The 21,447-nt window shown below is 71.0% G+C and carries 18 protein-coding genes; 4 read left to right on the top strand and 14 right to left on the bottom strand.

Annotated features, from left to right (window positions below):
* Window positions 1-53 precede the first annotated feature (53 nt).
* The 5 genes from ftsH to dacB all read right to left on the bottom strand — a co-directional run bounded on the left by ftsH (window position 54) and on the right by dacB (window position 6,925).
* On the bottom strand, window positions 54-2,087 hold the full coding sequence (ftsH, locus tag ACWGDE_RS09870) for an ATP-dependent zinc metalloprotease FtsH (protein ID WP_453388473.1): 2,034 nt from the start codon (window positions 2,085-2,087) through the stop codon (window positions 54-56).
* A gap of 207 nt (window positions 2,088-2,294) precedes the next feature.
* The gene (gene hpt, locus ACWGDE_RS09865; protein WP_243339812.1) at window positions 2,295-2,855 is read right to left on the bottom strand and encodes a hypoxanthine phosphoribosyltransferase; all 561 of its coding nucleotides are present in this window, start codon (window positions 2,853-2,855) and stop codon (window positions 2,295-2,297) included.
* Between the two features lie 65 nt (window positions 2,856-2,920).
* Window positions 2,921-4,027, bottom strand: coding sequence for a tRNA lysidine(34) synthetase TilS (tilS, locus tag ACWGDE_RS09860; protein ID WP_453388472.1), 1,107 nt, complete (start codon window positions 4,025-4,027; stop codon window positions 2,921-2,923).
* Window positions 4,028-4,271: 244 nt separating this feature from the next.
* Window positions 4,272-5,414: a zinc-dependent metalloprotease gene (locus ACWGDE_RS09855; RefSeq protein ID WP_453388471.1), complete on the bottom strand. Its 1,143-nt coding sequence runs from the start codon at window positions 5,412-5,414 to the stop codon at window positions 4,272-4,274.
* 38 nt (window positions 5,415-5,452) lie between these two features.
* Window positions 5,453-6,925, bottom strand: a complete 1,473-nt coding sequence (dacB, locus tag ACWGDE_RS09850) for a D-alanyl-D-alanine carboxypeptidase/D-alanyl-D-alanine endopeptidase (protein ID WP_453388470.1) — start codon at window positions 6,923-6,925, stop codon at window positions 5,453-5,455.
* Window positions 6,926-7,059: 134 nt separating this feature from the next.
* On the opposite strand from dacB, the gene ACWGDE_RS09845 reads away from it, so the two are divergent.
* Both ACWGDE_RS09845 and ACWGDE_RS09840 read left to right on the top strand, forming a co-directional pair.
* Complete coding sequence (locus ACWGDE_RS09845; RefSeq protein WP_030756147.1) at window positions 7,060-7,554, top strand: inorganic diphosphatase; 495 nt, start codon at window positions 7,060-7,062, stop codon at window positions 7,552-7,554.
* Window positions 7,555-7,783: 229 nt separating this feature from the next.
* Window positions 7,784-9,439, top strand: coding sequence for a threonine/serine ThrE exporter family protein (locus tag ACWGDE_RS09840; RefSeq protein WP_453388469.1), 1,656 nt, complete (start codon window positions 7,784-7,786; stop codon window positions 9,437-9,439).
* Window positions 9,440-9,542: 103 nt separating this feature from the next.
* Here the strand turns inward: ACWGDE_RS09840 and ACWGDE_RS09835 are convergent, their stop codons facing one another.
* From ACWGDE_RS09835 to ACWGDE_RS09810, 6 genes are all read right to left on the bottom strand, one after another.
* A complete protein-coding gene (locus tag ACWGDE_RS09835; RefSeq protein ID WP_453388468.1) occupies window positions 9,543-10,247 on the bottom strand; it encodes a DedA family protein in 705 nt (234 codons plus the stop codon).
* Between the two features lie 83 nt (window positions 10,248-10,330).
* Window positions 10,331-11,089, bottom strand: coding sequence for a MerR family transcriptional regulator (locus ACWGDE_RS09830; RefSeq protein ID WP_453388467.1), 759 nt, complete (start codon window positions 11,087-11,089; stop codon window positions 10,331-10,333).
* Between the two features lie 82 nt (window positions 11,090-11,171).
* Window positions 11,172-11,684, bottom strand: coding sequence for a DinB family protein (locus tag ACWGDE_RS09825; protein WP_453388488.1), 513 nt, complete (start codon window positions 11,682-11,684; stop codon window positions 11,172-11,174).
* Window positions 11,685-11,763: 79 nt separating this feature from the next.
* On the bottom strand, window positions 11,764-13,839 hold the full coding sequence (gene mrdA, locus ACWGDE_RS09820; protein ID WP_453388466.1) for a penicillin-binding protein 2: 2,076 nt from the start codon (window positions 13,837-13,839) through the stop codon (window positions 11,764-11,766).
* Window positions 13,840-13,898: 59 nt separating this feature from the next.
* On the bottom strand, window positions 13,899-15,356 hold the full coding sequence (locus ACWGDE_RS09815) for an aldehyde dehydrogenase family protein (RefSeq protein WP_453388465.1): 1,458 nt from the start codon (window positions 15,354-15,356) through the stop codon (window positions 13,899-13,901).
* A 92-nt stretch (window positions 15,357-15,448) separates the two neighbouring features.
* Complete coding sequence (locus ACWGDE_RS09810) at window positions 15,449-16,309, bottom strand: helix-turn-helix domain-containing protein (RefSeq protein ID WP_453388464.1); 861 nt, start codon at window positions 16,307-16,309, stop codon at window positions 15,449-15,451.
* 323 nt (window positions 16,310-16,632) lie between these two features.
* Here ACWGDE_RS09810 and ACWGDE_RS09805 point away from each other — a divergent pair, with 323 nt between their 5' ends.
* Window positions 16,633-17,142: an ATP-binding protein gene (locus tag ACWGDE_RS09805; protein WP_453388463.1), complete on the top strand. Its 510-nt coding sequence runs from the start codon at window positions 16,633-16,635 to the stop codon at window positions 17,140-17,142.
* Between the two features lie 121 nt (window positions 17,143-17,263).
* Here the strand turns inward: ACWGDE_RS09805 and ACWGDE_RS09800 are convergent, their stop codons facing one another.
* Complete coding sequence (locus ACWGDE_RS09800; RefSeq protein ID WP_112450436.1) at window positions 17,264-17,500, bottom strand: DUF397 domain-containing protein; 237 nt, start codon at window positions 17,498-17,500, stop codon at window positions 17,264-17,266.
* Window positions 17,501-17,670: 170 nt separating this feature from the next.
* Window positions 17,671-19,734 carry an FUSC family protein gene (locus ACWGDE_RS09795; RefSeq protein ID WP_453388462.1) on the bottom strand — a complete coding sequence of 688 codons (2,064 nt, stop codon included), beginning with the start codon at window positions 19,732-19,734 and terminating at the stop codon, window positions 17,671-17,673.
* Between the two features lie 136 nt (window positions 19,735-19,870).
* On the opposite strand from ACWGDE_RS09795, the gene tatA reads away from it, so the two are divergent.
* Window positions 19,871-20,146, top strand: a complete 276-nt coding sequence (gene tatA, locus ACWGDE_RS09790; protein ID WP_453388461.1) for a Sec-independent protein translocase subunit TatA — start codon at window positions 19,871-19,873, stop codon at window positions 20,144-20,146.
* Here tatA and ACWGDE_RS09785 read toward each other — a convergent pair.
* Window positions 20,132-21,298, bottom strand: coding sequence for a DUF2786 domain-containing protein (locus ACWGDE_RS09785; protein ID WP_453388460.1), 1,167 nt, complete (start codon window positions 21,296-21,298; stop codon window positions 20,132-20,134). The two genes, tatA and ACWGDE_RS09785, sit on opposite strands and share 15 nt — an antisense overlap.
* Window positions 21,299-21,447 lie beyond the last annotated feature (149 nt).

The following is a 21,447-nucleotide window of genomic DNA, read 5'->3' as shown; positions in this document are numbered from 1 at the left end:
CAGGCTAGAACCTGGGGGGCGCGGCATCCATTCCGGGAGGGATCGTCCACCGGTTACTCGGAACGCTCCTCCGGGGAGGGCTCCGGGGACTTCTCCACGGACACGGCGGGCGCGGCCGAGGCCGCCGACGTGCCGTTCGCCGCGTTCGTCAGCTGGAGCTCCTTGGGAGAGAGCACCGGCGGACGGGTGGACGGCGTGCGGTGGGAGGAGCCGGTCCACGCCGGGCGGGCCGGGCGCTTCACGATCGTCGAGAAGATCTCGGCGATCTGCTCCTTGTTGAGCGTCTCCTTCTCCAGCAGTGCGAGAACGAGGTTGTCGAGCACGTCGCGGTTCTCGACCAGGATTTCCCAGGCCTCGTTGTGCGCGGTCTCGATGAGCTTCTTGACCTCTTCGTCGACCAGCGCCGCGACCTCTTCCGAGTAGTCCCTCGGGTGCGACATCTCGCGGCCCAGGAACGGCTCGGTGTTGTCTCCGCCGAACTTGATCGCGCCGAGGCGCTCGGTCATGCCGTACTGCGTGACCATCGCGCGGGCCGTTGCCGTGGCCTTCTCGATGTCGTTCGCGGCACCCGTGGTCGGGTCGTGGAAGACCAGTTCCTCGGCCGCGCGCCCGCCCAGCATGTACGCCAGCTGGTCGAGCATCTCGTTGCGCGTGGTCGAGTACTTGTCCTCGTCGGGCAGGACCATGGTGTAACCCAGGGCCCGGCCGCGGGACAGGATCGTGATCTTGTGGACCGGGTCGGAGTTCGGGGAAGCCGCCGCGACCAGGGCGTGTCCGCCCTCGTGGTACGCGGTGATCTTCTTTTCCCGGTCCGACATGATCCGGGTCCGCTTCTGCGGACCCGCCACGACGCGGTCGATCGCCTCGTCCAGCGCGTGGTTGTCGATCAGCTTCTGGTCCGAGCGGGCCGTGAGCAGCGCGGCCTCGTTCAGGACGTTGGCGAGATCGGCACCCGTGAAGCCGGGGGTGCGGCGGGCGACGGCACCGAGGTCGACGCCCGGAGCGACCGGCTTGCCCTTCTGGTGGACCTTGAGGATCTCCAGACGGCCCTGCATGTCCGGGCGGTCGACCGCGATCTGGCGGTCGAAGCGGCCGGGGCGCAGGAGGGCCGGGTCGAGGATGTCCGGGCGGTTCGTGGCGGCGATCAGGATGACGCCGCCCTTCACGTCGAAGCCGTCCATCTCGACGAGCAGCTGGTTGAGGGTCTGCTCGCGCTCGTCGTGACCGCCGCCGAGGCCCGCACCGCGGTGCCGGCCGACGGCGTCGATCTCGTCGACGAAGACGATCGCCGGAGCGTTGGCCTTGGCCTGTTCGAACAGGTCGCGGACACGCGAGGCACCGACACCGACGAACATCTCGACGAAGTCGGAACCGGAGATCGAGTAGAAGGGGACACCGGCCTCGCCCGCGACGGCACGCGCGAGCAGGGTCTTACCGGTGCCGGGCGGGCCGTAGAGCAGCACGCCCTTGGGGATCTTGGCGCCGACGGCCTGGAACTTCGCCGGCTCCTGGAGGAACTCCTTGATCTCGTGGAGTTCCTCGACGGCCTCGTCCGAGCCCGCGACATCCGCGAACGTGGTCTTCGGGGTGTCCTTGGTGATGAGCTTGGCCTTGGACTTCCCGAACTGCATGACCCGGGAGCCGCCGCCCTGCATCTGATTCATCAGGAACAGGAAGACGACGACGATGAGGACGAAGGGCAGCAGCGAGAGCAGCACGCTGAGGAACGGGCTGGTCTTGTCCGGTGCGACGGAGTACCCGTCGGGGATCTGACCGGCTTCGTACTTGGTCTGGAGGTTCTGGGCGAGCTGGACGCCCTGGTCCCCGATGTAGTTGGCCTGGAACTTGGAGCCGGAGTTGTCTCCGAGCTTCTGGTCCTTCTTGAGGTCGATCTTGACCATCTGGCTGTCGCCGGTGGTCAGGCGCGCCTGCTGCACCTGGCCGCTGTTGATCGCCTTGATGACCTCGCTCGTGTCCACCGACTTGTAGCCGCCGCCGGAGCCGACGACATTCATCAACACGACCACGGCGAGGACGGCCAGCACGATCCACATGACCGGCCCACGGAAGTATCGCTTCACGTCCATCCATACGGGGCGCCAGGCACCCCGTCCCTCCTGCCCGTAGGTAAATGCTGCTGTGAGTAAAGACTGTTCTTCGGAATGTACCCCTGTATTGTCACCCGCTGCCTCATGGGACGGCTGACAGACCCGCCTTTCCATGCTCCAACGGCGGGAATCGCTCCAGGGTTCCCCTGACCGGACAGTTGGTCCGGTCAGTTGGTCCGGTCCGGATCAGCCGCCGTAGACGTGGGGCGCCAGCGTGCCGACGAACGGGAGGTTGCGGTACTTCTCCGCGTAGTCGAGGCCGTAGCCCACGACGAACTCGTTCGGGATGTCGAAGCCGACCCACTTCACGTCGATGGCGACCTTGGCGGCGTCGGGCTTGCGCAGCAGCGTGACGACCTCGAGGGAGGCCGGCTGGCGGGAGCCCAGGTTCGACAGCAGCCAGGACAGCGTCAGACCGGAGTCGATGATGTCCTCGACGATCAGGACGTGCTTGTCCTTGATGTCGGTGTCCAGGTCCTTGAGGATCCGGACCACGCCCGAGGACTGGGTCCCGGCGCCGTAGGAGGACACCGCCATCCAGTCCATGGTGAGCGGGGTGGACAAGGCGCGCGCCAGGTCCGCCATCACCATCACCGCGCCCTTGAGGACGCCGACGATGAGCAGGTCCTTGCCCGCGTACTCCGCGTCGATCTTCGCGGCCAGCTCGGCCAGCTTCGCGTCGATCTCTTCCTTGGTGATGAGCACCGACTGGAGGTCGTTGCCCATGTCCTTCTCGTCCACCCGCATCACTTTCGTTGTCGGCTGGGGCTCCGGGGGTGACCCCGGAGGACTCAGCCGTGTTTCAGCACCAATCAGCCCTGCCGGATGACCAGTCTGCCACCCTGGCGCTGGGCCTCGACCCGGCCGGGCAGGTTGATGGCGCCCTGGCCGCGCCATCCGGTGATGAGCCGGTCGACTTCCTCGATGTGGCGGGCGAAGAGGGAGCCTGCGGGGGAGCCGGCCGCGACGACGGCCCGGCGCAGTACGCGGCGGCGGACGGCGGGGGGCAGCGCGTACAGCTTGGCGCACTCCAGGCGGCCGTCCTCGTCCCGTACGCCGCCCTCGGCCTCGGCGGCCCAGGCGTCCAGGGCGTCGGCGTCGTCGCGGGAGAGCTGGGCGGTGCGGGCGAGCGCCTCCACGACTCCCTTGCCGAGGGCCTTCTCCAGGGCGGGCAGTCCTTCGTGGCGGAGCCGGGAGCGGGTGTAGGCGGGGTCGATGTTGTGCGGGTCGTCCCAGACGGGGAGGGACTGGACCATGCAGGCCTTGCGGGCGGTCTGCCGGTCGACCTGGAGGAAGGGTCGCCGGTAGCGGTGGCCGCGGGTCGCGGGGTCTCCCGGTCCGCCCGAGACCTCGGCCATGCCGGACAGGGAGCGGATGCCGGAGCCGCGGGCGAGGCCCAGCAGGACGGTTTCCGCTTGGTCGTCGCGGGTGTGGCCGAGCAGGACGGCCACGGCGCCGAGCCGGTGGGCGGCCTCGTCCAGGGCCGCGTAGCGGGCGTCGCGGGCGGCGGCCTCGGGTCCGCCGTCGCGGCCGACGCGCACGGCGACGGACTCCACCGGGTCGAGGCGCAGCGCGGTCATGCGCACGACGACCTCGGCGGCGCGCAGGTCGGATCCGGGCTGGAGCCCGTGGTCGACGGTGATGCCGCCGGCCCGGATTCCGAGTTTGGGGGCCTCGAAGGCGAGGGCGGAGGCGAGCGCCATGGAGTCGGCGCCGCCGGAGCAGGCGACGAGGACGAGGGGGGCGCTGTCGGGGAGGGGATCGTGGGGGGCTGCACCGGCTCGGGTTGCGATGCTGCGTCCGGGGCGGCCGACCCGGGGTTCCGGCGGAACGGGTCGGTCGGTGAGGTCGGTGAGGACGTCGTGGAGTACGCGGCGGACCGCCAGGCGTATCGCCGCGACCGCAGGATGGGGACCCATGTCCGGTGCCCTTCGGTGGAGTTCGGATGCCTCGGAGGCGCTTGGGAGGCGTTGGGGAGGGTGGTGCGCTGGGGTGCTGTCCGGCCGGCCCCGGTCCGCGAGCGGAACGGGGGTTGTCACTCAGAGTGCGATGATGGTGACAGAACCGAGCCGTTCCCCGAGCATCGCACGCCCTTCCACGCCCCACGGTCCCTCGGACGGGTGATGCTGTTTCCCCCAGAGGGACATCTTCACGCCTCCTGCGTCACACCTCTTCGTTCTGTTCGCTCCCCTTGCGGTGGACGCGCGCGACCCAGTCGGCGGGCTTGGCGATCTCGGCCTTCGTCGGGAGGGTGTTCGGCGAGGTCCAGACCCGGTTGAAGCCGTCCATGCCGACCTGGCCGACGACGGCGCGCACGAACCGCTCGCCGTCGCGGTACTGGCGCAGCTTCGCGTCGAGGCCGAGGAGTTTGCGCAGGGCGGCGTCGAGGCGGCCCGCGCCGCTGGCCCGGCGCTGCTGGAACTTCTCCCGGATCTCGGCGACGGAGGGGACCACCTCGGGCCCGACGCCGTCCATGACGAAGTCGGCGTGGCCCTCCAGGAGGGACATGACGGCGGTGAGCCTGGCCAGCACCTCGCGCTGTTCGGGGGTCTGGACGAGCTCGACCAGCGAGCGGCCCTCGTCGCCGCGCTCGGCGTCGGGGCGGGCTCCGGCGAAGGACTGGGCGGCCTCGCGCAGCCGTTCCAGCACGGTCATCGGGTCGACCTCGGTGGCGCCGAGGAACGTCTGGATTTCGCCCTCGAGGTGTTCGCGGAGCCACGGGACGGCCGTGAACTGGGTACGGTGCGTCTCCTCGTGCAGGCAGACCCAGAGCCGGAAGTCGTGCGGGTCCACCTCCAGCTCCCGTTCGACGTGCACGATGTTCGGGGCGACGAGCAGCAGCCGGCCGCCGGTGGCCGAGCCGGGCAGGTCGAGGGCGGCGGGCGCGAAGGTCTCGTACTGGCCGAGGACGCGGGAGGCCAGGAAGCTCAGCAGCATGCCCAGTTCCACGCCGGTGACCTTGCCGCCGACCGCGCCGAGGACGGCGCCGCCGGGGGTGCCGGCGCGGCGGTCCTGCATCTTGCCGAGGAGGGGCCCCAGGAGTTCGCGGAAGCCTGCCACGTTGGCCTTCACCCAGCCGGCCCGGTCCACGACCAGGACGGGGGTGTCGGGCGGGGCCGAGCCCTCCGGGATCATCCGGGTGAACTCCCGCACGTGCCGTTCGGAGGTCTTGGCGTGCCTGCGCAGCTCCGCGACGACGGCCCGCGCCTCGTCCCGGCTGACCTCCGGGCCGGGCCGTACCAGCCGGGTCGCGGTCGCCACCGCGAGGTTCCAGTCGACCATCTCCGCACCACCGATGCTCGTCATGCGTCAACCGTACGTGGACCTGCGCGCGGGCGGGATGGTTACGGAGCCCCGGCCACGGCTGCCGCGAGCTTGTCGAGTCCCTTCTCCGCGGCGCCCGGGTCGGTGGTGTTCGCGGTCAGGAACGCGAAGGCCAGCAGGCGGCCGGAGGAGTCGACGACGGTGCCGGCGAGGGAGTTCACGCCGGTCAGGGTGCCCGTCTTGGCGCGCAGCAGGCCGGCCGCCGGGGAGCTGCCGGCGTTGCGGGTGCGCAGGGTTCCGGTGAATCCGGCGACGGGCAGTCCGGTCAGGACGGGCCGCAGTTCGGGCCGCTGCGGATCGGCGGCCTTGACCAGGAGGGAGGTCAGCAGTCCGGCGCTGACCTTGTCGGCGCGGTCGAGCCCGCTGCCGTCGGCGAAGTGGGAGCCGGAGGTGTCGACGCCGAGGGAGGCGAGCTTGGCGCCGAGCGACTTCTCCACGCCTTCGAAGCTCGCGGGCGCTCCGGAGGCCAGCGCGGTCTGGCGGGCCAGTGCCTCGGCGATGTCGTTGTCGCTGTTGGTCAGCATCCGCTCGACGAGTCCGGCGAGCGGGGGCGAGAGGGTGGCGGCGAGCGGTACGGCGCCCGCGGGGGCCTTGGCCCTGGCGGGTTCGCCGGTCACCTTGACCCCGCGTTCGGCGAGCAGGGCGGCGAAGGCGCGGGCGGTGTCCCTGGAGGGGTCCTCGCTGCGCTTGACGGGGCCGGAGAAGGACTCGTCGGGGCGGCCTTCGTCGGCCGTCAGGGCGGTGACGGGGGCGATGTTGTCGTTGACGCCGATCGGGTGGCGGACCGGGCCGGTGTAGAGGGTGTCGTCGTAGCCGAGGACGACGGTCTCGGTGCCCGCGGCCTTGAGCGCCTGGGCGGTGTCGGCCGCCAGGGCGACGAGGCTGCCGCCGGAGCCGGCGGGGGCCTTCTTCTTGGCGGTGAGCGTGGGGTCGCCGCCGCCGACCAGGACGATCTTGCCGGGGCCGGCGCCGGGGGTGACGGTGGTGCGGATCCGGTGCTCGGGGCCGAGCGCGGCGAGTGCGGCCGCCGCGGTGGCGATCTTGACGGTGGAGGCGGGGGTCATGGCCTCACGGGAGCCCGACTCGTACAGCACCTGTCCGGTGGCGGTGTCGACCACGGAGGCGCCGCGGGCCGTTCCCAGCGCCCGGTCCGCGAGCAGCGGACGCAGCACGGAGGCCAGCGACCCGGCGTCCACCGGCTCGGCCAGGTTGCCCGTGGCGGCCGCGCCGGACCGCACGCCGGGGAGGACTCCCGGGGCGCTGGGGGCCGCCTGGGGCTGCGCACCGGCCCCGTCGCCACCGTGATCTGCACCACCCGTACGGCCCCAGGAGGCGGCCTCGTCCCGCTCGGCCTTACGCTGGCCGGAGTCCCACGGACCCGCGGCGGCCACCGCCGCGCCCGACAGGGCGAGGCCGGCGACGGCCGAAACGGCGACGAGCTGCCACGTCTTGATCAATGGCACCTCGGACCAGCCCCTTTCGCGATCACACATATGCGTGAGGGACACTTAACCACTGCGTCTTGCCGCGAGCATGGCACCCCACCCGGCAGGGCTGGGACGGACGCGCACGCAGGTGAATCAAACGCAGTCTCGAAGCAGTGCATCTGATCATGGAGGAGCAGGACGTGGAGTTCGACGTCACCATCGAGATCCCCAAGGGTTCGCGGAACAAGTACGAGGTGGACCACGAGACCGGCCGGATCCGTCTGGACCGTCGCCTCTTCACCTCGACCAGCTACCCGGCCGACTACGGCTTCGTCGAGAACACCCTCGGCGAGGACGGCGACCCGCTGGACGCGCTGGTCATCCTTGACGAGCCGACCTTCCCGGGCTGCCTGATCAAGTGCCGCGCCATCGGCATGTTCAACATGACGGACGAGGCGGGCGGCGACGCCAAGCTGCTGTGCGTGCCGGCCTCCGACCCGCGCGTCGAGCACCTGCGCGACATCCACCACGTGTCCGAGTTCGACCGCCTGGAGATCCAGCACTTCTTCGAGGTCTACAAGGACCTGGAGCCGGGCAAGTCCGTCGAGGGCGCGAACTGGGTCGGCCGCACCGAGGCCGAGGCCGAGATCGAGGCCTCGTTCAAGCGCCTCGAGGCGCAGGGCGGCCACCACTAGTCTCCGCCGGGCATGGGGTGGGCGGGAAGTCCCGTCGGCCCTTGCCACACCACGGGCGGTATCCCTTCGGGGTGCCGCCCGTTGTCGTGCCCGCCTGCGGGTCCGCTGCACGGGGGCCAGCCCCCGGACCCCCGCGCCTCGAACGCCGCGGGGCTGAATCGGCCCGGCTTCGCCGTGGATCGGGCTATTCCGCATACTGATACGGGCTGGCCGGGGACTGGGAGGACGCGTGGCGGAGGGCGAAGCATCCGGGACGGAGGACCGGAAGCCGAAGTCGGACGAGGCGCGCAGCGCGTTCGCCGTGCCGCCCGGCGTCGGAGTGGAGCCGGAGCCGGCCGAGGAGGAGCAGCCGACCTCGGAGTTCGCCGTCCCCGACGGCCTCGCCTCGCTGCCCGTGGAGCCCGAGGGGTCCGCCTTCGCCACTCCGCACACCTACAGCGCCGCGCACTCCCCGCCGGCCTACACGGGCCCCCCGGGCTTCCCCGTCACCCGGATGAAGGAGTCCCCCTGGCAGGACCGCATGCGTACGGTGCTGCGCATGCCGGTCGACGTCCGGCCGGTCCCCGAGCCCGCCCAGAAGCAGGCCGCCGAGACCGGCCCGGCGGTGGGCCGCGTGCTCGACCTGACGCTGCGCATCGGGGAGCTGCTGCTCTCGGGCGGCGAGGGCGCCGAGGACGTGGAGGCCGCGATGTTCGCCGTGGCCCGCAGTTACGGGATGGACCGCTGCGAGCCGACCGTCACCTTCACCATGCTGTCGATCACCTACCAGCCCTCGCTGGTGGACGACCCCATCTCGGCGAACCGCACCGTGCGGCGCCGGGGCACGGACTACAACCGGCTCGCGGCCGTCTTCCGGCTCGTCAACGACATCAGCGCGCCCGAGGTCGACATCTCGCTGGAGGACGCCTACCGGCGGCTCGCCGAGATCCGCCGCAACCGGCACCCGTACCCGGGCTGGATGCTCACCGCGGCCGCCGGGCTGCTCGCCGGCGCGGCCTCGACGCTGGTCGGCGGCGGGGTCCTGGTGTTCTTCGCGGCCGCACTCGGGGCGGTCCTCGGCGACCGGCTGGCCTGGTTCTGCGCGGGTCGCGGGCTGCCGGAGTTCTACCAGTTCGTGGTCGCGGCGATGCCTCCGGCCGCGATGGGCGTGGCCCTGAAGCTCACCGAGTTCGACGTGCGCTCCTCGGCCGTGATCACCGGCGGGCTGTTCGCCCTGCTGCCGGGGCGGGCCCTGGTCGCGGCCGTGCAGGACGGTCTGACCGGCTACTACATCACCGCTTCCGCCCGGCTGCTGGAGGTGATGTACCTCTTCATCGGCATCATCATGGGCGTCCTGGTGGTGCTCTACATCGGCCTGCAGTTCGGCTCCAATCCGCAGCCGGAGGACGTGCTCCAGATCGCGCAGCGGCCGCTGCTGCAGATCGCCGCCTCGATGGTGCTGGTGTTCACGTTCGCGATCCTGCTCCAGCAGGAACGTTCCACCGTGCTGTTCGTGACCCTCAACGGCGGGGTCGCCTGGGTGGTCTACGGGGCCCTGCACTACGCCGGCAAGATCCCGGCGGTGCCGTCCACCGCGATCGCCGCCGGGCTGGTCGGCCTCTTCGGGCAGCTCCTGTCCCGCCACCGGCTCTCCTCGGCGCTGCCCTTCGTCACGGCGGCCATCGGTCCGCTGCTGCCGGGCTCGGCGACGTACTACGGGCTGCTGCTGATCGCCGAGAACCGGCTGAACGAGGGGCTGGGCTCGCTGACGAACGCCGTGGCCATCGCGCTCGCCATCGCCATCGGCGTCAACCTCGGCTCGGAGATGTCCCGCCTGTTCATGCGCATCCCCGGCGCGGCCAGCGCGGCCAAGCGCAGCGCGGCGAAGCGCACCCGCGGCTTCTAGGCCCCGCCGCCGGGGCGGGCCCGGCCGGGCCCGGACACGACGATGCCCCGCGGACCGGGGATTCCGGTCGCGCGGGGCATCGTACGGGGCCCCGTACGGGCTGCTAGCGCTTCGCGTGGCGGCCGCTGCGCTGGCCCGGGGCCTGCGGGTCCTCGCCGCCGCCGTCCGGCAGCTCGCCGGCCTCGGCCGCCGCCTTCTTCTGCTTGCGGGACTTCAGCACCTCGAAGATCACCGGGATGACCGAGATCAGGACGATGCCGATGAAGATCGGCTCGACGTTCTTCTTGATGAGCTCGAACTGGCCGAGCTGGTAGCCCAGGACCGTGACGCCCGCGCCCCACAGGACACCGCCGATGACGTTGAACGTCAGGAAGGTGCGGTACTTCATCGCGGTCGCGCCCGCGACCATCGGCGCGAAGGTGCGGATGATCGGCACGAAGCGCGCGAGGACGATCGCCTTGGGGCCGTGCTTCTCCATGAAGTCGTGCGCCGCGTCGAGGTTCTCGCGCTTGAAGAGCTTGGAGTTCGGCTTGTTGAAGATCTTCGGACCGAAGATCTTGCCGATCATGTAGCCGACCTGGTCGCCCAGGATCGCGGCGGCCACGATCAGGGTGCAGACCAGCCACAGCGGCTGCGAGATCGTGCCGCTCGCGACGAACAGACCCGCCGTGAACAGCAGGGAGTCTCCGGGCAGGAACGCGAAGAGACCCGATTCCGCGAAGACGATGACCAGGATGCCGATCAGGCCGAAGTGGCCGATCAGATACTCCGGGGAGATCCACTCAGGGCCGAGCGCAAGCGTGTTCACGAGTTCCGGGCTCTCCTGGATCGGGGGGGTGTCCGTCCAATTATGAACGCACACCGCCCCCGGCTGGTTCCACGGACCGGCGACTAGGACTTGCGGACCGCGTTGGCGGTGATCGAATCCCTCAGGTGCTCGGCCAGGCCCGGGTGGATGGAGTCGTAGAACGCCTTGAACCGCTCGTCCGTGACGTACATCTCCCCGAGGCACGTGTGCATCTCGTACGAGCAGTCGTAGAACCACGTGGAGATGTGCAGGCGGTGCTCCTCGGCCATGTCCGTCGCGCGCTCGCCCCCGGCGGACTCACCGGCCTCCATGAGGGCCGCGTACCGGGTGCCCCAGTCGGCGGCCTCGTCCTGCATCCGCTTCCAGTCGTCCTTGGTGTAGGCGGCCGCCCTGCGCTGCGACTCCGCGTAGGTGTCGGTGCCGCCCCAGCGGCGCTCGGCCTCCTCCGCGTACTGCTCGGGATCCTTGTCCCCGAAGACCTCGAACTTCTCCTCGGGCGTGAGGTTGATGCCCATCTTGTTCGCCTCCATGGCGTGCTCGACGGCCTCGGCCATCCGCTGGAGCCGGGCGATCCGGTCGGTCAGGAGGGCGTGCTGCCGGCGCAGGTGCTCCCTCGGGTCCGATTCCGGGTCGTCCAGCAGGACCGCGACCTCGTCGAGCGGGAAACCGAGCTCCCGGTAGAACAGGATGCGCTGCAGCCGGTCGAGGTCGGTGTCCTCGTAGCGCCGGTGGCCGGCATGGCTGCGGCCGCCCGGACTGAGCAGCCCGATCTCGTCGTAGTGGTGCAGCGTGCGCACCGTGACCCCGGCGAATCCGGCGACCTGGCCCACGGAGTAGCTCATCGTTCCCGCTCCTCTGGTTGGGTACGCCCTTCACTGTGGTCCCTCACGCGGCGTGAGGTGCAAGCCCGGGGTCCGGCGGCAGCTATCCCATGGCCTTGGTGCCGTCGATGGACTCGCGGATGATGTCGGCGTGGCCGGCGTGCCGGGCGAACTCCTCCACCAGGTGCAGGAGCATCCAGCGCATCGAGACCTTGGCGTCCTGCGGGAACCACGGGGCCGGCGGCAGCGGGAAGCTGTCGTCGAGGCTGGGGACCGAGGCGATGAAGGCCTCCGTCTCCCGCCTGATCCCGTCCCAGAGGGCCAGGACGGATTCCACGGACTCGCCCTCGACCAGGCGGAAGGCCTCGCTCCAGGACTCCGCCGAGCCCTCGGCGGCCGGGGCCTGCTGCGCCATCCGCAGCCAGTTCCGCTCGCACTGCGCCGCGTGCTTGAGCAGCCCGGACAGGGACAGTTCGCTGACGCTGGGGCGGCTCGCCGCCTGCTCCTCGGTCAGCCCCTGCGCCGCCTCGCGCAGCGCGACCCGCTGGGCCTCGACGAAGGAGAGGAGCGTGCCGCGCTCGTCACCGGGGACCTCTGTGGAAATCTGAGCCATGATCTGACCGCCTTCTGTTCTCGGTGCCTCTCCTGCTGACGAGAAACACGTTACGAGGCAATGAGGTCAGCCCCTGTCCTAATTACTGACCTTCTTGGCGTGTCGGCGGGAGTTCGGTCCGCGGCTTCGGGAGCAGGGCCTTGGAGAGGTCCTGGTTGCCCTTCTCGTCCAGGCCGTACATCGCCTCGTAGATCTTGCGGACGGCCGGTCCCGAGGCTCCGGAGCCGGTGCCGCCCTGGGAGATCGTCATCACGATCGAGTAGTCCTCGGTGTAGGAGGCGAACCACGAGGTGGTCTGCTTGCCCTGGACCTCTGCCGTACCGGTCTTCGCGTGCATCGGGATCCGCTTCTGCGGCCAGCCGCCGAACCGCCAGGCCGCGCTGCCGGAGGTGACCACGTCGGCCAGGGCGCCGTCGATGTCGTCGCGGAGCTTGGCGTCCATCGGGAGCCTGCCCTGCTCCTTCGGTGCGATCTCCTTGACCGAGCCGCCGTCGGCGCTGACCACGGCCTTGCCGATGCTGGGCTGGTGCAAGGTGCCGCCGTTGGCGATGGCGGCGTAGACGGAGGCCATCTGGATCGGGGTGACGAGGGTGTCGCCCTGGCCGATGGAGTAGTTGATCGCGTCGCCCTCGCGCAGCTGGTTGCCCTGGCGGCAGTTCTCGTAGGCGATCTTCTCGGCGTACGAGCCGTCCTTCTTGCCGTCCCGGCACCAGGCGGCCTTGTTGGCCTCGAAGAAGTCCTTCTTCCACTGGCGGTCGGGGACCCGGCCGGTCACCTCGTTCGGCAGGTCGATGCCGGTGGGCTTGCCGAGGCCGAACTCGTGCGCGGTCCTGAAGAACCAGTCGCCGGGCTGTGCCTTGGGCTTGATCCCGCCGTCCTTCTTCCACTCCTTGTCGGCGATGGCGTAGTAGACGGTGTCGCAGGACACCTCCAGGGCCTTGCCGATGGTGATGTCCCCGTGGCCCTGGGACTCGAAGTTGGTGAAGACCTGGCTGCCGACCGAGTACGAGCTCGGGCAGCCGTAGCGGGCGTTGAAGGGGTAGCCGGCGTTGACCGCCGCCGTGGAGGAGACCACCTTGAAGATCGAGCCGGGGGCCGCCTGGCCCTGGATGGCCCGGTTGAGCAGCGGGTAGTTCGACTCCTTGTCCGTGAGGGAGGCGTAGTCCTTCGCGGAGATCCCGCCGACCCAGGCGTTCGGGTCGTACGTCGGGTTGGAGGCCATGGCGACGACCCGGCCGGTCTTCGCCTCCATGACCACGACGGCGCCCGAGTCGGCCTCGTAGTTGCGGCGCGTGTTCTTGTCGAAGCCCTTGCGGGCCTCGATCATCGCGTTGTTCAGCTCGCGCTCGGCAACGGCCTGCACCCGCGAGTCGATCGAGGTGACGATGTTCGCGCCGGGCTGCGCCTTGTCGCTCACGCCCTCGCCGATGACGCGGCCGAGGTTGTCCACCTCGTAGCGGGTGATGCCCGCCTTTCCGCGCAGCTCCTTGTCGTAGGTGCGCTCCAGGCCGCTGCGGCCCACCTGGTCGGAGCGCAGGTACGGGGAGTCGGAGTTCTTCGCCTTGGTGATCTCCTCGTCGGTCACCGGGGAGAGGTAGCCGAGCACCTGGGAGGTGTTGGCGCCGTCGGGTCCGGCGTAGCGGCGCAGGGCGGTGGGCTCGGCGGTGATGCCGGGGAACCGCTCGGCGTGCTCCCTTATCTCCAGGACCTGGTCGGTCGTCGCCTCGTCGGTGATCGGGATCGGCTGGTACGGGGAGCCGTTCCAGCAGGGCTTGGGGGTCTTGGAGTCGCACAGCCGGACCCCGTTGACCACGTCCTCGGGCTTGAGCCCCAGGACCCCGGCGAGCTCCGTCAGGACCCCCTTGCCGCGGTCCTTCATCTTGGACAGCTCGGTGCGGCTGGCGGAGACGACCATGCGGGTCTCGTTGTCGGCGAGCGGTACGCCGCGGGAGTCGAGGATGGCTCCGCGCACGGCGGGCTGGACCACCTGCTGGGTGTGGTTGTTCTTCGCCTCGTCCGTGTACTCCTGGCCATTGCGTATCTGCAAGTACCAGAGGCGGCCGCCGAGGGTCAGCAGCAGCGAGAACACCACGATCTGGATCATGACGAGCCGGTTCTGGACCCGGGGGGTGCGCCCGGTCTCCGGTATGTTGCTCAACTCGGCTCTCCCCCGGACGGTCCTCGCCTGACCCGCCCGAGTCTAGGTCCCCGGACGGCCTAGAACGGGAACTGCGTCCGGCCGTGCTGGACCGAGATCCATTTCTGCGTGGTGAAGGCCTCGATCGTGGCCTCGCCGTTCAGCCGGCCCATGCCCGACGCCTTCTCCCCGCCGAACGCGGCCAGCGGCTCGTCGCCGATGGTGGAGTCGTTGACGTGGATCATCCCGGTCTCGATGCGCCGCGCGAAGCGGACCCCGCGCTCGACGTCGCGCGTGTGGACGGCCCCGCTGAGTCCGTAGGGGGTCGCGTTGGTGAGGCGGACCGCCTCGTCCTCGCCGTCGAAGACCACGAGCAGCGCGACGGGGCCGAAGATCTCCTGGCTCAGCAGCGGCGAGTCCTCGGGGAGGCCGGCCAGCACGGTCGGCTCGACCAGGTTGCCGCGCGTAGAGCCCCGTACGAGGGCGCTGGCCCCGGACTCGACGGCGCGGTCGACGAGCGCCGTGAGGGCGTCGGCCTGGAAGGAGTTGATCAGGGGGCCGATGTGGGTGTCGGCGTCGTGCGGGTCGCCGGTCTTCAGGGCGCGCACGCGGGCGGTGAACTTCTCGGTGAACTCCTCCGCGACGGAGGCGTCGACCAGGATGCGGTTGGCGGCCATGCAGACCTGGCCCTGGTAGACGAAGCGGCTGAAGACGGCCGCGTCCACCGCGTAGTCGAGGTCGGCGTCGTCGAGGACGACGAGCGCGCTGTTGCCGCTGAGTTCCAGGACGGTCCGCTTGAAGTGGCGGGCGGCGACCGCGCCGACGTGCCGGCCGACCCGGTCGGAGCCGGCGAAGGAGATGACCTTGGGGACGGGGTGGGTCAGGAGCGCGTCGCCTATCTCGGCGATGTCGGTGACCAGGACGTTGAGGAGCCCGGCCGGGAGCCCGGCCTCCTCGAAGATCTTGGCGATGACCCCGCCGCCGACGACGGGCGCGTTCTGGTTCGGCTTGACGACCACGGCGTTGCCCAGCGCCAGGGCCGGGGCGACGGACTTCAGGGTGACGAGGAAGGGGAAGTTGAAGGGGCTGATCACGGCGACGACCCCGACGGGCAGGCGCTGGATCCGGTTCTCCTTGCCCTCCACCGGCGAGGGCAGGATGCGGCCCTCGGGGCGGACGGCCAGCTGCATGGCCTCGCGGATGAACTCCATGGCGAGGTGGACCTCGTACTCGGCCTTGGGACGGGTCCCGCCGAGCTCGTCGATCATCGCCTCGACGATCTCCTTCTCGCGCTCCTCGGTGATCCGCAGGGCGCGTTCCAGGACGGCTCGTCTGATGTAGGGGCTGGTGGCGGCCCATTCCTTCTGGGCCCGCTCGGCAGCCCGGTACGCCTGGTCGACCTGCTCGACGGTGGCCACGGTGATGGCCGCGAGCTTCTCCCCGTTGTACGGGTTGACGTCGATGATGTCCCACGAACCGTTTCCGGCCAGCCATTCGCCGTCGATGTACTGGTGGGCCAGGTCGTCGAATATGGACATGCCATCCCTTACTGCGAGCGCGCGTCCTTGCGCTGCACCGGAGACCCAACGGTCATCGTCATGCACTGATCAGGCGTCATACTACGTGCGAATCAAGACAGTTGAAGGAGACCGCGGAGGAGATCCCGGGTCTGGTCGGGGTCGGGGCAGTCGGCCTGGAGGCGCAGCATTGCCCGTTCGTACTGCGCCACTTCCTCGTCTTTGTCGAGGTAGAGGGCGCTGGTGAGCTGTTCCAGATAGACGACGCCCTGGAGGTCGGACTCGGGGAAGCGCAGCAGGGTGAAGGCGCCGCTCTCACCCGAGTGTCCGCCGAAGGAGAACGGCATCACCTGGAGCTGCACGTTGGGCCGCTGGGAGACCTCGATGAGGTGTTCGAGCTGTCCGCGCATCACGTCGCGGTCCCCGTACGGGCGGCGCAGCGCGGCCTCGTCGAGCACGGCGTGGAAGACGGGCGCGCTCTCGGAGACCAGGACCTTCTGGCGTTCCAGGCGCAGGGCCACGCGGCGGTCGATCTCGGCGCGGCCGGCGCCGGGCATGCCGCGGCTGACGACCGCCTGGGCGTAGGCCTCGGTCTGCAACAGCCCGTGCACGAACTGGACTTCGTAGATGCGGATGAGGGAGGCGGCGCCTTCCAGTCCGATGTACGTCTGGAACCAGCCGGGCAGGACGTCTCCGTAGCTGTGCCACCAGCCGGCCACGTTGGCCTCGCGGACCAGCCCCAGGAGGGACTCCCGCTCCGCGCCGTCCGTGACTCCGTAGAGCGTGAGGAGGTCCTCGACGTCTCTGGCCTTGAAGCTCACCCTTCCCAACTCCAAGCGGCTGATCTTCGATTCGGATGCGCGGATCGAGTAGCCGGCCGCCTCACGGGTGATGCCGCGGGATTCTCGGAGTCGCCTGAGCTGCGAACCCAGGAGGATGCGGCGCACCACAGAACCACTGGCTTCTGCGGTCACTCGTACTGCCCTCCCCACATGTCGTCACGGCGCCCGGTGTGGGCGCCGATTGCTGGCTGCGTCGCAGAGGCCCCCGTGCCCCTCAGGGCCCGCAGTCTGCCACCAAAACGCATCGGACCGTACTCGTTCTGTAACGGAATCCGCCCCGCCGTAAAAGAAGTCCGTAAGTATGCGTAGGAAGAAATGAGCAAGAACCATCACGGGAGTGGACAGGTCCGGCGCGTGCACGTGCATCTGCCCTTGCATCCGGCTTCCGCATTCGGAAGCATGGTCCCGCGCACCTGCGTGCCCCGCAGTTCTTTCGAATCCCGGGAGTGCCTCGCATGGGGACGAATGGATCGACCATGCTCGAGCCGTTACGGCAGGGGCTTCCCCCGGTCGACCCCACGGCTGTCTCCGGGTCCGCTTCCTGCGCTCTGCCCGCCCGCTTCGACGCGGTGCGCGGAGCACGCACCTTCACCCGTTCCACCCTCGCGCAGTGGGGCCTCGACGAACGCTTCGACGACGTGGCACTGGTCGTCTCCGAACTCGTCACCAACGCCCTGCGCCACGCCCTCCCGGACGATTCCGGGCCGGTGGCGGGCGAGGGCGAGCCGCCGGTGAGGCTGCACCTGATGCGGTGGAGCACCCGGCTGGTGTGCGCGGTGCGCGACCCCAGCGAGGACCGGCCCGGCGGGAACTTCGTCCCGGAGGCGGCGGAGCGCAACTGCGACCTGGAGTCGGGGCGCGGGCTCTTCCTCGTCGACTCCTACAGCGACAGCTGGGGCTGGCACCCGCTCGCGGGGCGGCTGACCGGCAAGGTCGTCTGGGCGCTGTTCACGCTGCAGGACTGACGCGCCACGAATACCGCATATACGGCAACCGGCCGGGATTGATCATTGCGATCGGTCCCGGCCAGTGCACGTGCATGGCTTGATTCCTAACGGTCCCCGGACCGTTCAACCGGTGAGGCGATCAGCTGATCAGGTGATCGAACTCGCCGTCCTTGACGCCCAGCAGCAGCGCTTCTATCTCGGCCGGCGTGTACACGAGCGCCGGACCGTCCGGGAACCGGGAGTTGCGCATGGCGACGTCGCCGCCCGGCAGTTTGGCGAACTCCACACAGGAACCCTGCGAGTTGCTGTGTCTGCTCTTCTGCCAGGTCACCCCGTCAAGCTCTGCAGCTGCCATCCCGTTGTACGCGTGGTCCACAGGAAGCCCCCGATAGTGCAGATGTCAACTGCACGGGATCATAGCTGTGTTCAAGACGGCCTGCATGGGCAGATGCACGTGCACGAGCGGAGCCCCAGGCGCCGCTAAGGACACGGCCCCGGACCCGGGCCGGTTCAGGGCCCGGTGGAAGCTCTGGTCCGGCGCCCGGTTCAGGGAGTGGTGCGCGGCCCGGGGCGCAGTGCCTCGGAGACCTCGTCCAGCGACTCCAGCAGCTGTTCCGCCGCCCCGCGCAGCACCCCCGGCTCCGGGGCGTCCGGGCCGGCCAGCACCGCGCGGACCTCCTCCCACTCGGGCACCCCGCGCTCCCGCACCGCCTTCGCGCCCGCCTCCGTCGCCGTGCGCAGCGCCTCGGCCAGGGCGGCGGCGCCCGGGACCGGCGGGTGCCCGCGGTCCGGGTAGTGCGCCTCCAGCAGCATCGCGTGGCGGCCCATCGCGGCCAGCGCGTGGCCCGCCTCGTCGGCCGCCGACCGGGAGATCCCGCGGTGGCGCACCGGCTCCCCCGAGGCCCGGTCCACCGCCTCCTGCCAGGCGACCCTGGCGTCGCGCACCGCCAGCAGCGCTTCGCGCACGTCGCCGCGCCGGGCCCCGGCCGGGTCGGCGTACTGCCCGAGCACGGCCGCCGCGTACCGGCCGCCGGCGGCCACCCAGTCGGCGAGGCGGGTGCGCAGCCGCGGGGTCTCCCAGGCCGGGTAGACGGCGTACGAGGCCATCGCGAGGATGCCGCCGACCAGGGTGAGGGTGACCCGGTCGGGCACCGTCTGGTCCCACCGGACGCCGCCCATCCCGAGCAGGAAGACCACGTACGCGGAGACGCAGGCCATCGATACGGCGTACCCGGTGCGCATCAGCGTGTACATCAGGCCCGCGCTGACCACGGCGAGGAACCCGGACAGGTACATCCCCGGATGCGCGAGCTGGACCACCGCCGTGGCGACGGCCACCCCGACCAGGGTGCCGGCGAAGCGGGCGACGGCCCGGGTGTAGGTCTGCGTGAAATCGGGGCGCATCACCATGACGGAGGCCATCGGGGCCCAGTAGGCGTGGCCGAGCGGCAGCGCGTGGCCGATGAGGTAGCCCGCGCAGGCGACCGCGGTGACGCGCAGCGCGTGCCGCAGGATCGGCGACCCGGGGCGCAGTTCGGCCCGTACGGCGGCCAGCACCATCGGCGCGAGCGCCGGCAGGCTGGGCCGCAGCCTCGACTCCTCCGGGTCGGCGGTACGCCCGGTGCCCGGCTCCGCGGTCTCCAGTACGTCCTCCAGCAGGACCGCGAGCCGGTGCGCGGCCCGCAGCGGAGCGCCCCGCAACAGGTCCTCGGTGTCGGGGGCCTTGAGCACGGCCAGAGCCGGCGCGGGCAGCCGTACGGGATCCCCGTGCCGGATCGCCAGCGCGGCGGAGTCCAGCACCGACCCGGCCGCGGCGAGCAGTTCCCGTACCCGGTCCCGCGCGGGGCCCTCCGCCGGGGCCCCGACCGCCGGATCCGCCAGCGAGGCCAGCACCGGCCGGATGCGCTCCGCGAGCCCCCGCGCCCCGTGCAGCTCGGCGGGGCGCCGGCGGGCCTGGCGGGAGGTGACGGTCGCGGCGTCGCGCGCCTTCATCAGCGGCTGCGGGTCGAAGGAGGCGACGGGGTCGTGGCGCAGGCGGCGCGCGTAGTCGGCCTCGGCGGCGAGCGCATCGGCCAGGGCGTCGCGCTGGGCGCCCCAGCGGCGGACCGGGAAGAGGACGATCAGCAGGGCCTGGACCACACCGCCGGCGGCGATCATCGCGGCGTGCCCGGCGGCCTGGGGCACGGAGGTGGGCAGGGTGACGGTGACCAGCATGATCGCGACGTTGCCGGAGGCGATGATCCCGGCGGTGGGGCCGGACGCCCACATCAGGCCCGCCCCGAAGCTCCACACGGCGAGCAGCACCATGAAGGCCAGGGTGTGCGAGGACCCCACGAGGTAGCCGATGAACGTGGAGACGGCCAGGGTCAGCCCGGCGGCCAGCGCCAGGACGGGGCGCGGCCGCCAGCTCTTCTGGAAGGTGGCGATGGCCGCCATGTAGGCGCCGAAGGCGGAACTGGCCGCCGAACCGGGCCCGAGGAGGGCGAGGCTCAACCCGACGACGATCGCGAGTCCGGCGGCGGCGCGCAGCGCGAGGAGGGGCTGCAGCCGGGTCCGCTCGACCGTCATCCCGGATCGGGCGGTGTCCTTCAGCGCCCGGACCCAGCTCATGGCACCGAGGGTAACTCCAGCCCGCCCCTTTCAGGTCTTCTTCAGACATCGGCCGATCCATGGCGTTTTCGCCCGCGAGCACCGATCATCGGGCCGTCGGCACGGCGCCGGCGCCCTCCGGAAGACGGGAACACGCATGCTCAGGAACGCGCTGGAACCTTGGCACGTCGCCATCCTCGTACTCGTCTGCCTGGTGCTCTTCGGCTCCAAGAAGCTGCCCGAGATGGCGCGGGGGCTGGGGAAGTCGGCGCGCATCCTGAAGGCGGAGGCCCGGGCGCTGCGGGAGGAGCCGGAGGCCGCGGCGCCGGCGGCAGGGCCGGCCGCTCAAGGGTCGGCCGCTCAAGGGTCCGCGGCTCCCGGGTTCACGGCTCCCGGGGCCGTGACCACCCCTCCGGGCTCACTTCCGCAGTGAGGCCCGCCGGCCGTCGGCCATGTGCGCCCGGTCGGCCGCCGCCGTGCCGTCCTCCCAGCCCGCGAGGTCGGTGGCCCCGCGCAGCCGGGTCGTGGTGGTGCGGGGGAACATCTCCTCGGCCCGCGAGGTGACGGCCACGTCCCGGGCGACCAGGGCCGGCAGGTTGTCGGGGGCCTCGGCCACCGTGTGCTCGGCGGTCTCGGCGAGGCGCTGGCCGAGCCGGCTCGCGTAGGCGAGGAGGAAGGACTGCCGGAAGGTCTTGGTGCGCTTGCGCCCGCCCGCCCGCTGCCCGGCCTCGGCGCGGGTCATGGCGGCGGTGCCCTGCACGAGCAGCGAGGTGTAGAGCAGTTCGACGGCCTCCAGGTCGCTCTCGAAGCCGACGACGGTGGAGAACTCGTACGCGCTGTTCCACACGGCCCGGCAGCGGTTCGCGCCCGCCACGGCGTCCAGCAGGACGGCCTTGGCCTCCTCGTACGGCGCCTCGACGCCGATCCGGCAGGCTCCGGGGATCTGCCGGACGCCCGTCTTCACCGCGAGCAGGGCCTCGTCGACGGTGTGCCGGGCCATGAGCTCCTGCGCCTTGGCGCTGAGGGCCTCCGCCTCCTCCGGGAAGTTCGTCGCCTCGGCCTTCGCGAGGAGCGCCCGGATGCGGCCGAGCATGCGGGGCTCGATGTGCGCGTGTTCGAGGACGTCGGAGGGGTCCCCCGGGAGGGGTCCGACCGGTTCTATGGACGGCAGCCGGACCAGCAGCCGCAGCACCTCCAGCACGGCGGTGGCCAGGCTGAACCGGTCGGTCCGCTCCCGGCCGACCAGCGCGTCCCCGTACTGCGCGTCGTCTCCCCACCACGGCTCGGCGTCCGTCCACCGCTCGGGCAGCCGCGCGTACCGCCGCGCCTCGGCGGCGACCAGGTCCTCGCAGATCCGTACGTGCACCGATGTCAGGTCGCGGCGCACGAGCCGCAGCACGTCCCCCGGCCGCCATCCCCGCTCCCAGGCCTGCCGCACGGACGCCTCCCCGCGCGCGAGCAGCGCCTGCCCGACCCCGCCCCACCGCTCCCCGTCGGCCACGAGCACCGAGGCCCCGGCATCCAGCCCGGCATCACCCTGGTTGTACAACGCGGCCTCACAGGCCCGGTCAACGATGTCTCTCACCCCTTCAGCTTGGCCCGCGGCCCGACACCGGCCAAATCCACCCCGGATCCCCCGCCGGCAAGATCCAGCCCCGCCGGCGTTTGAGGCGCGGGGTCCGGGGCGGAGCCCCGGGGACCGGGGGAAGGGCGGGTAGGGGACTTCGCCCCGCG

It is taken from the genome of Streptomyces sp. NPDC054956 (genome assembly GCF_053609185.1).
Note: the sequence above shows the minus strand (reverse complement) of the source record. Positions and strands in the feature narration are given on the sequence as shown.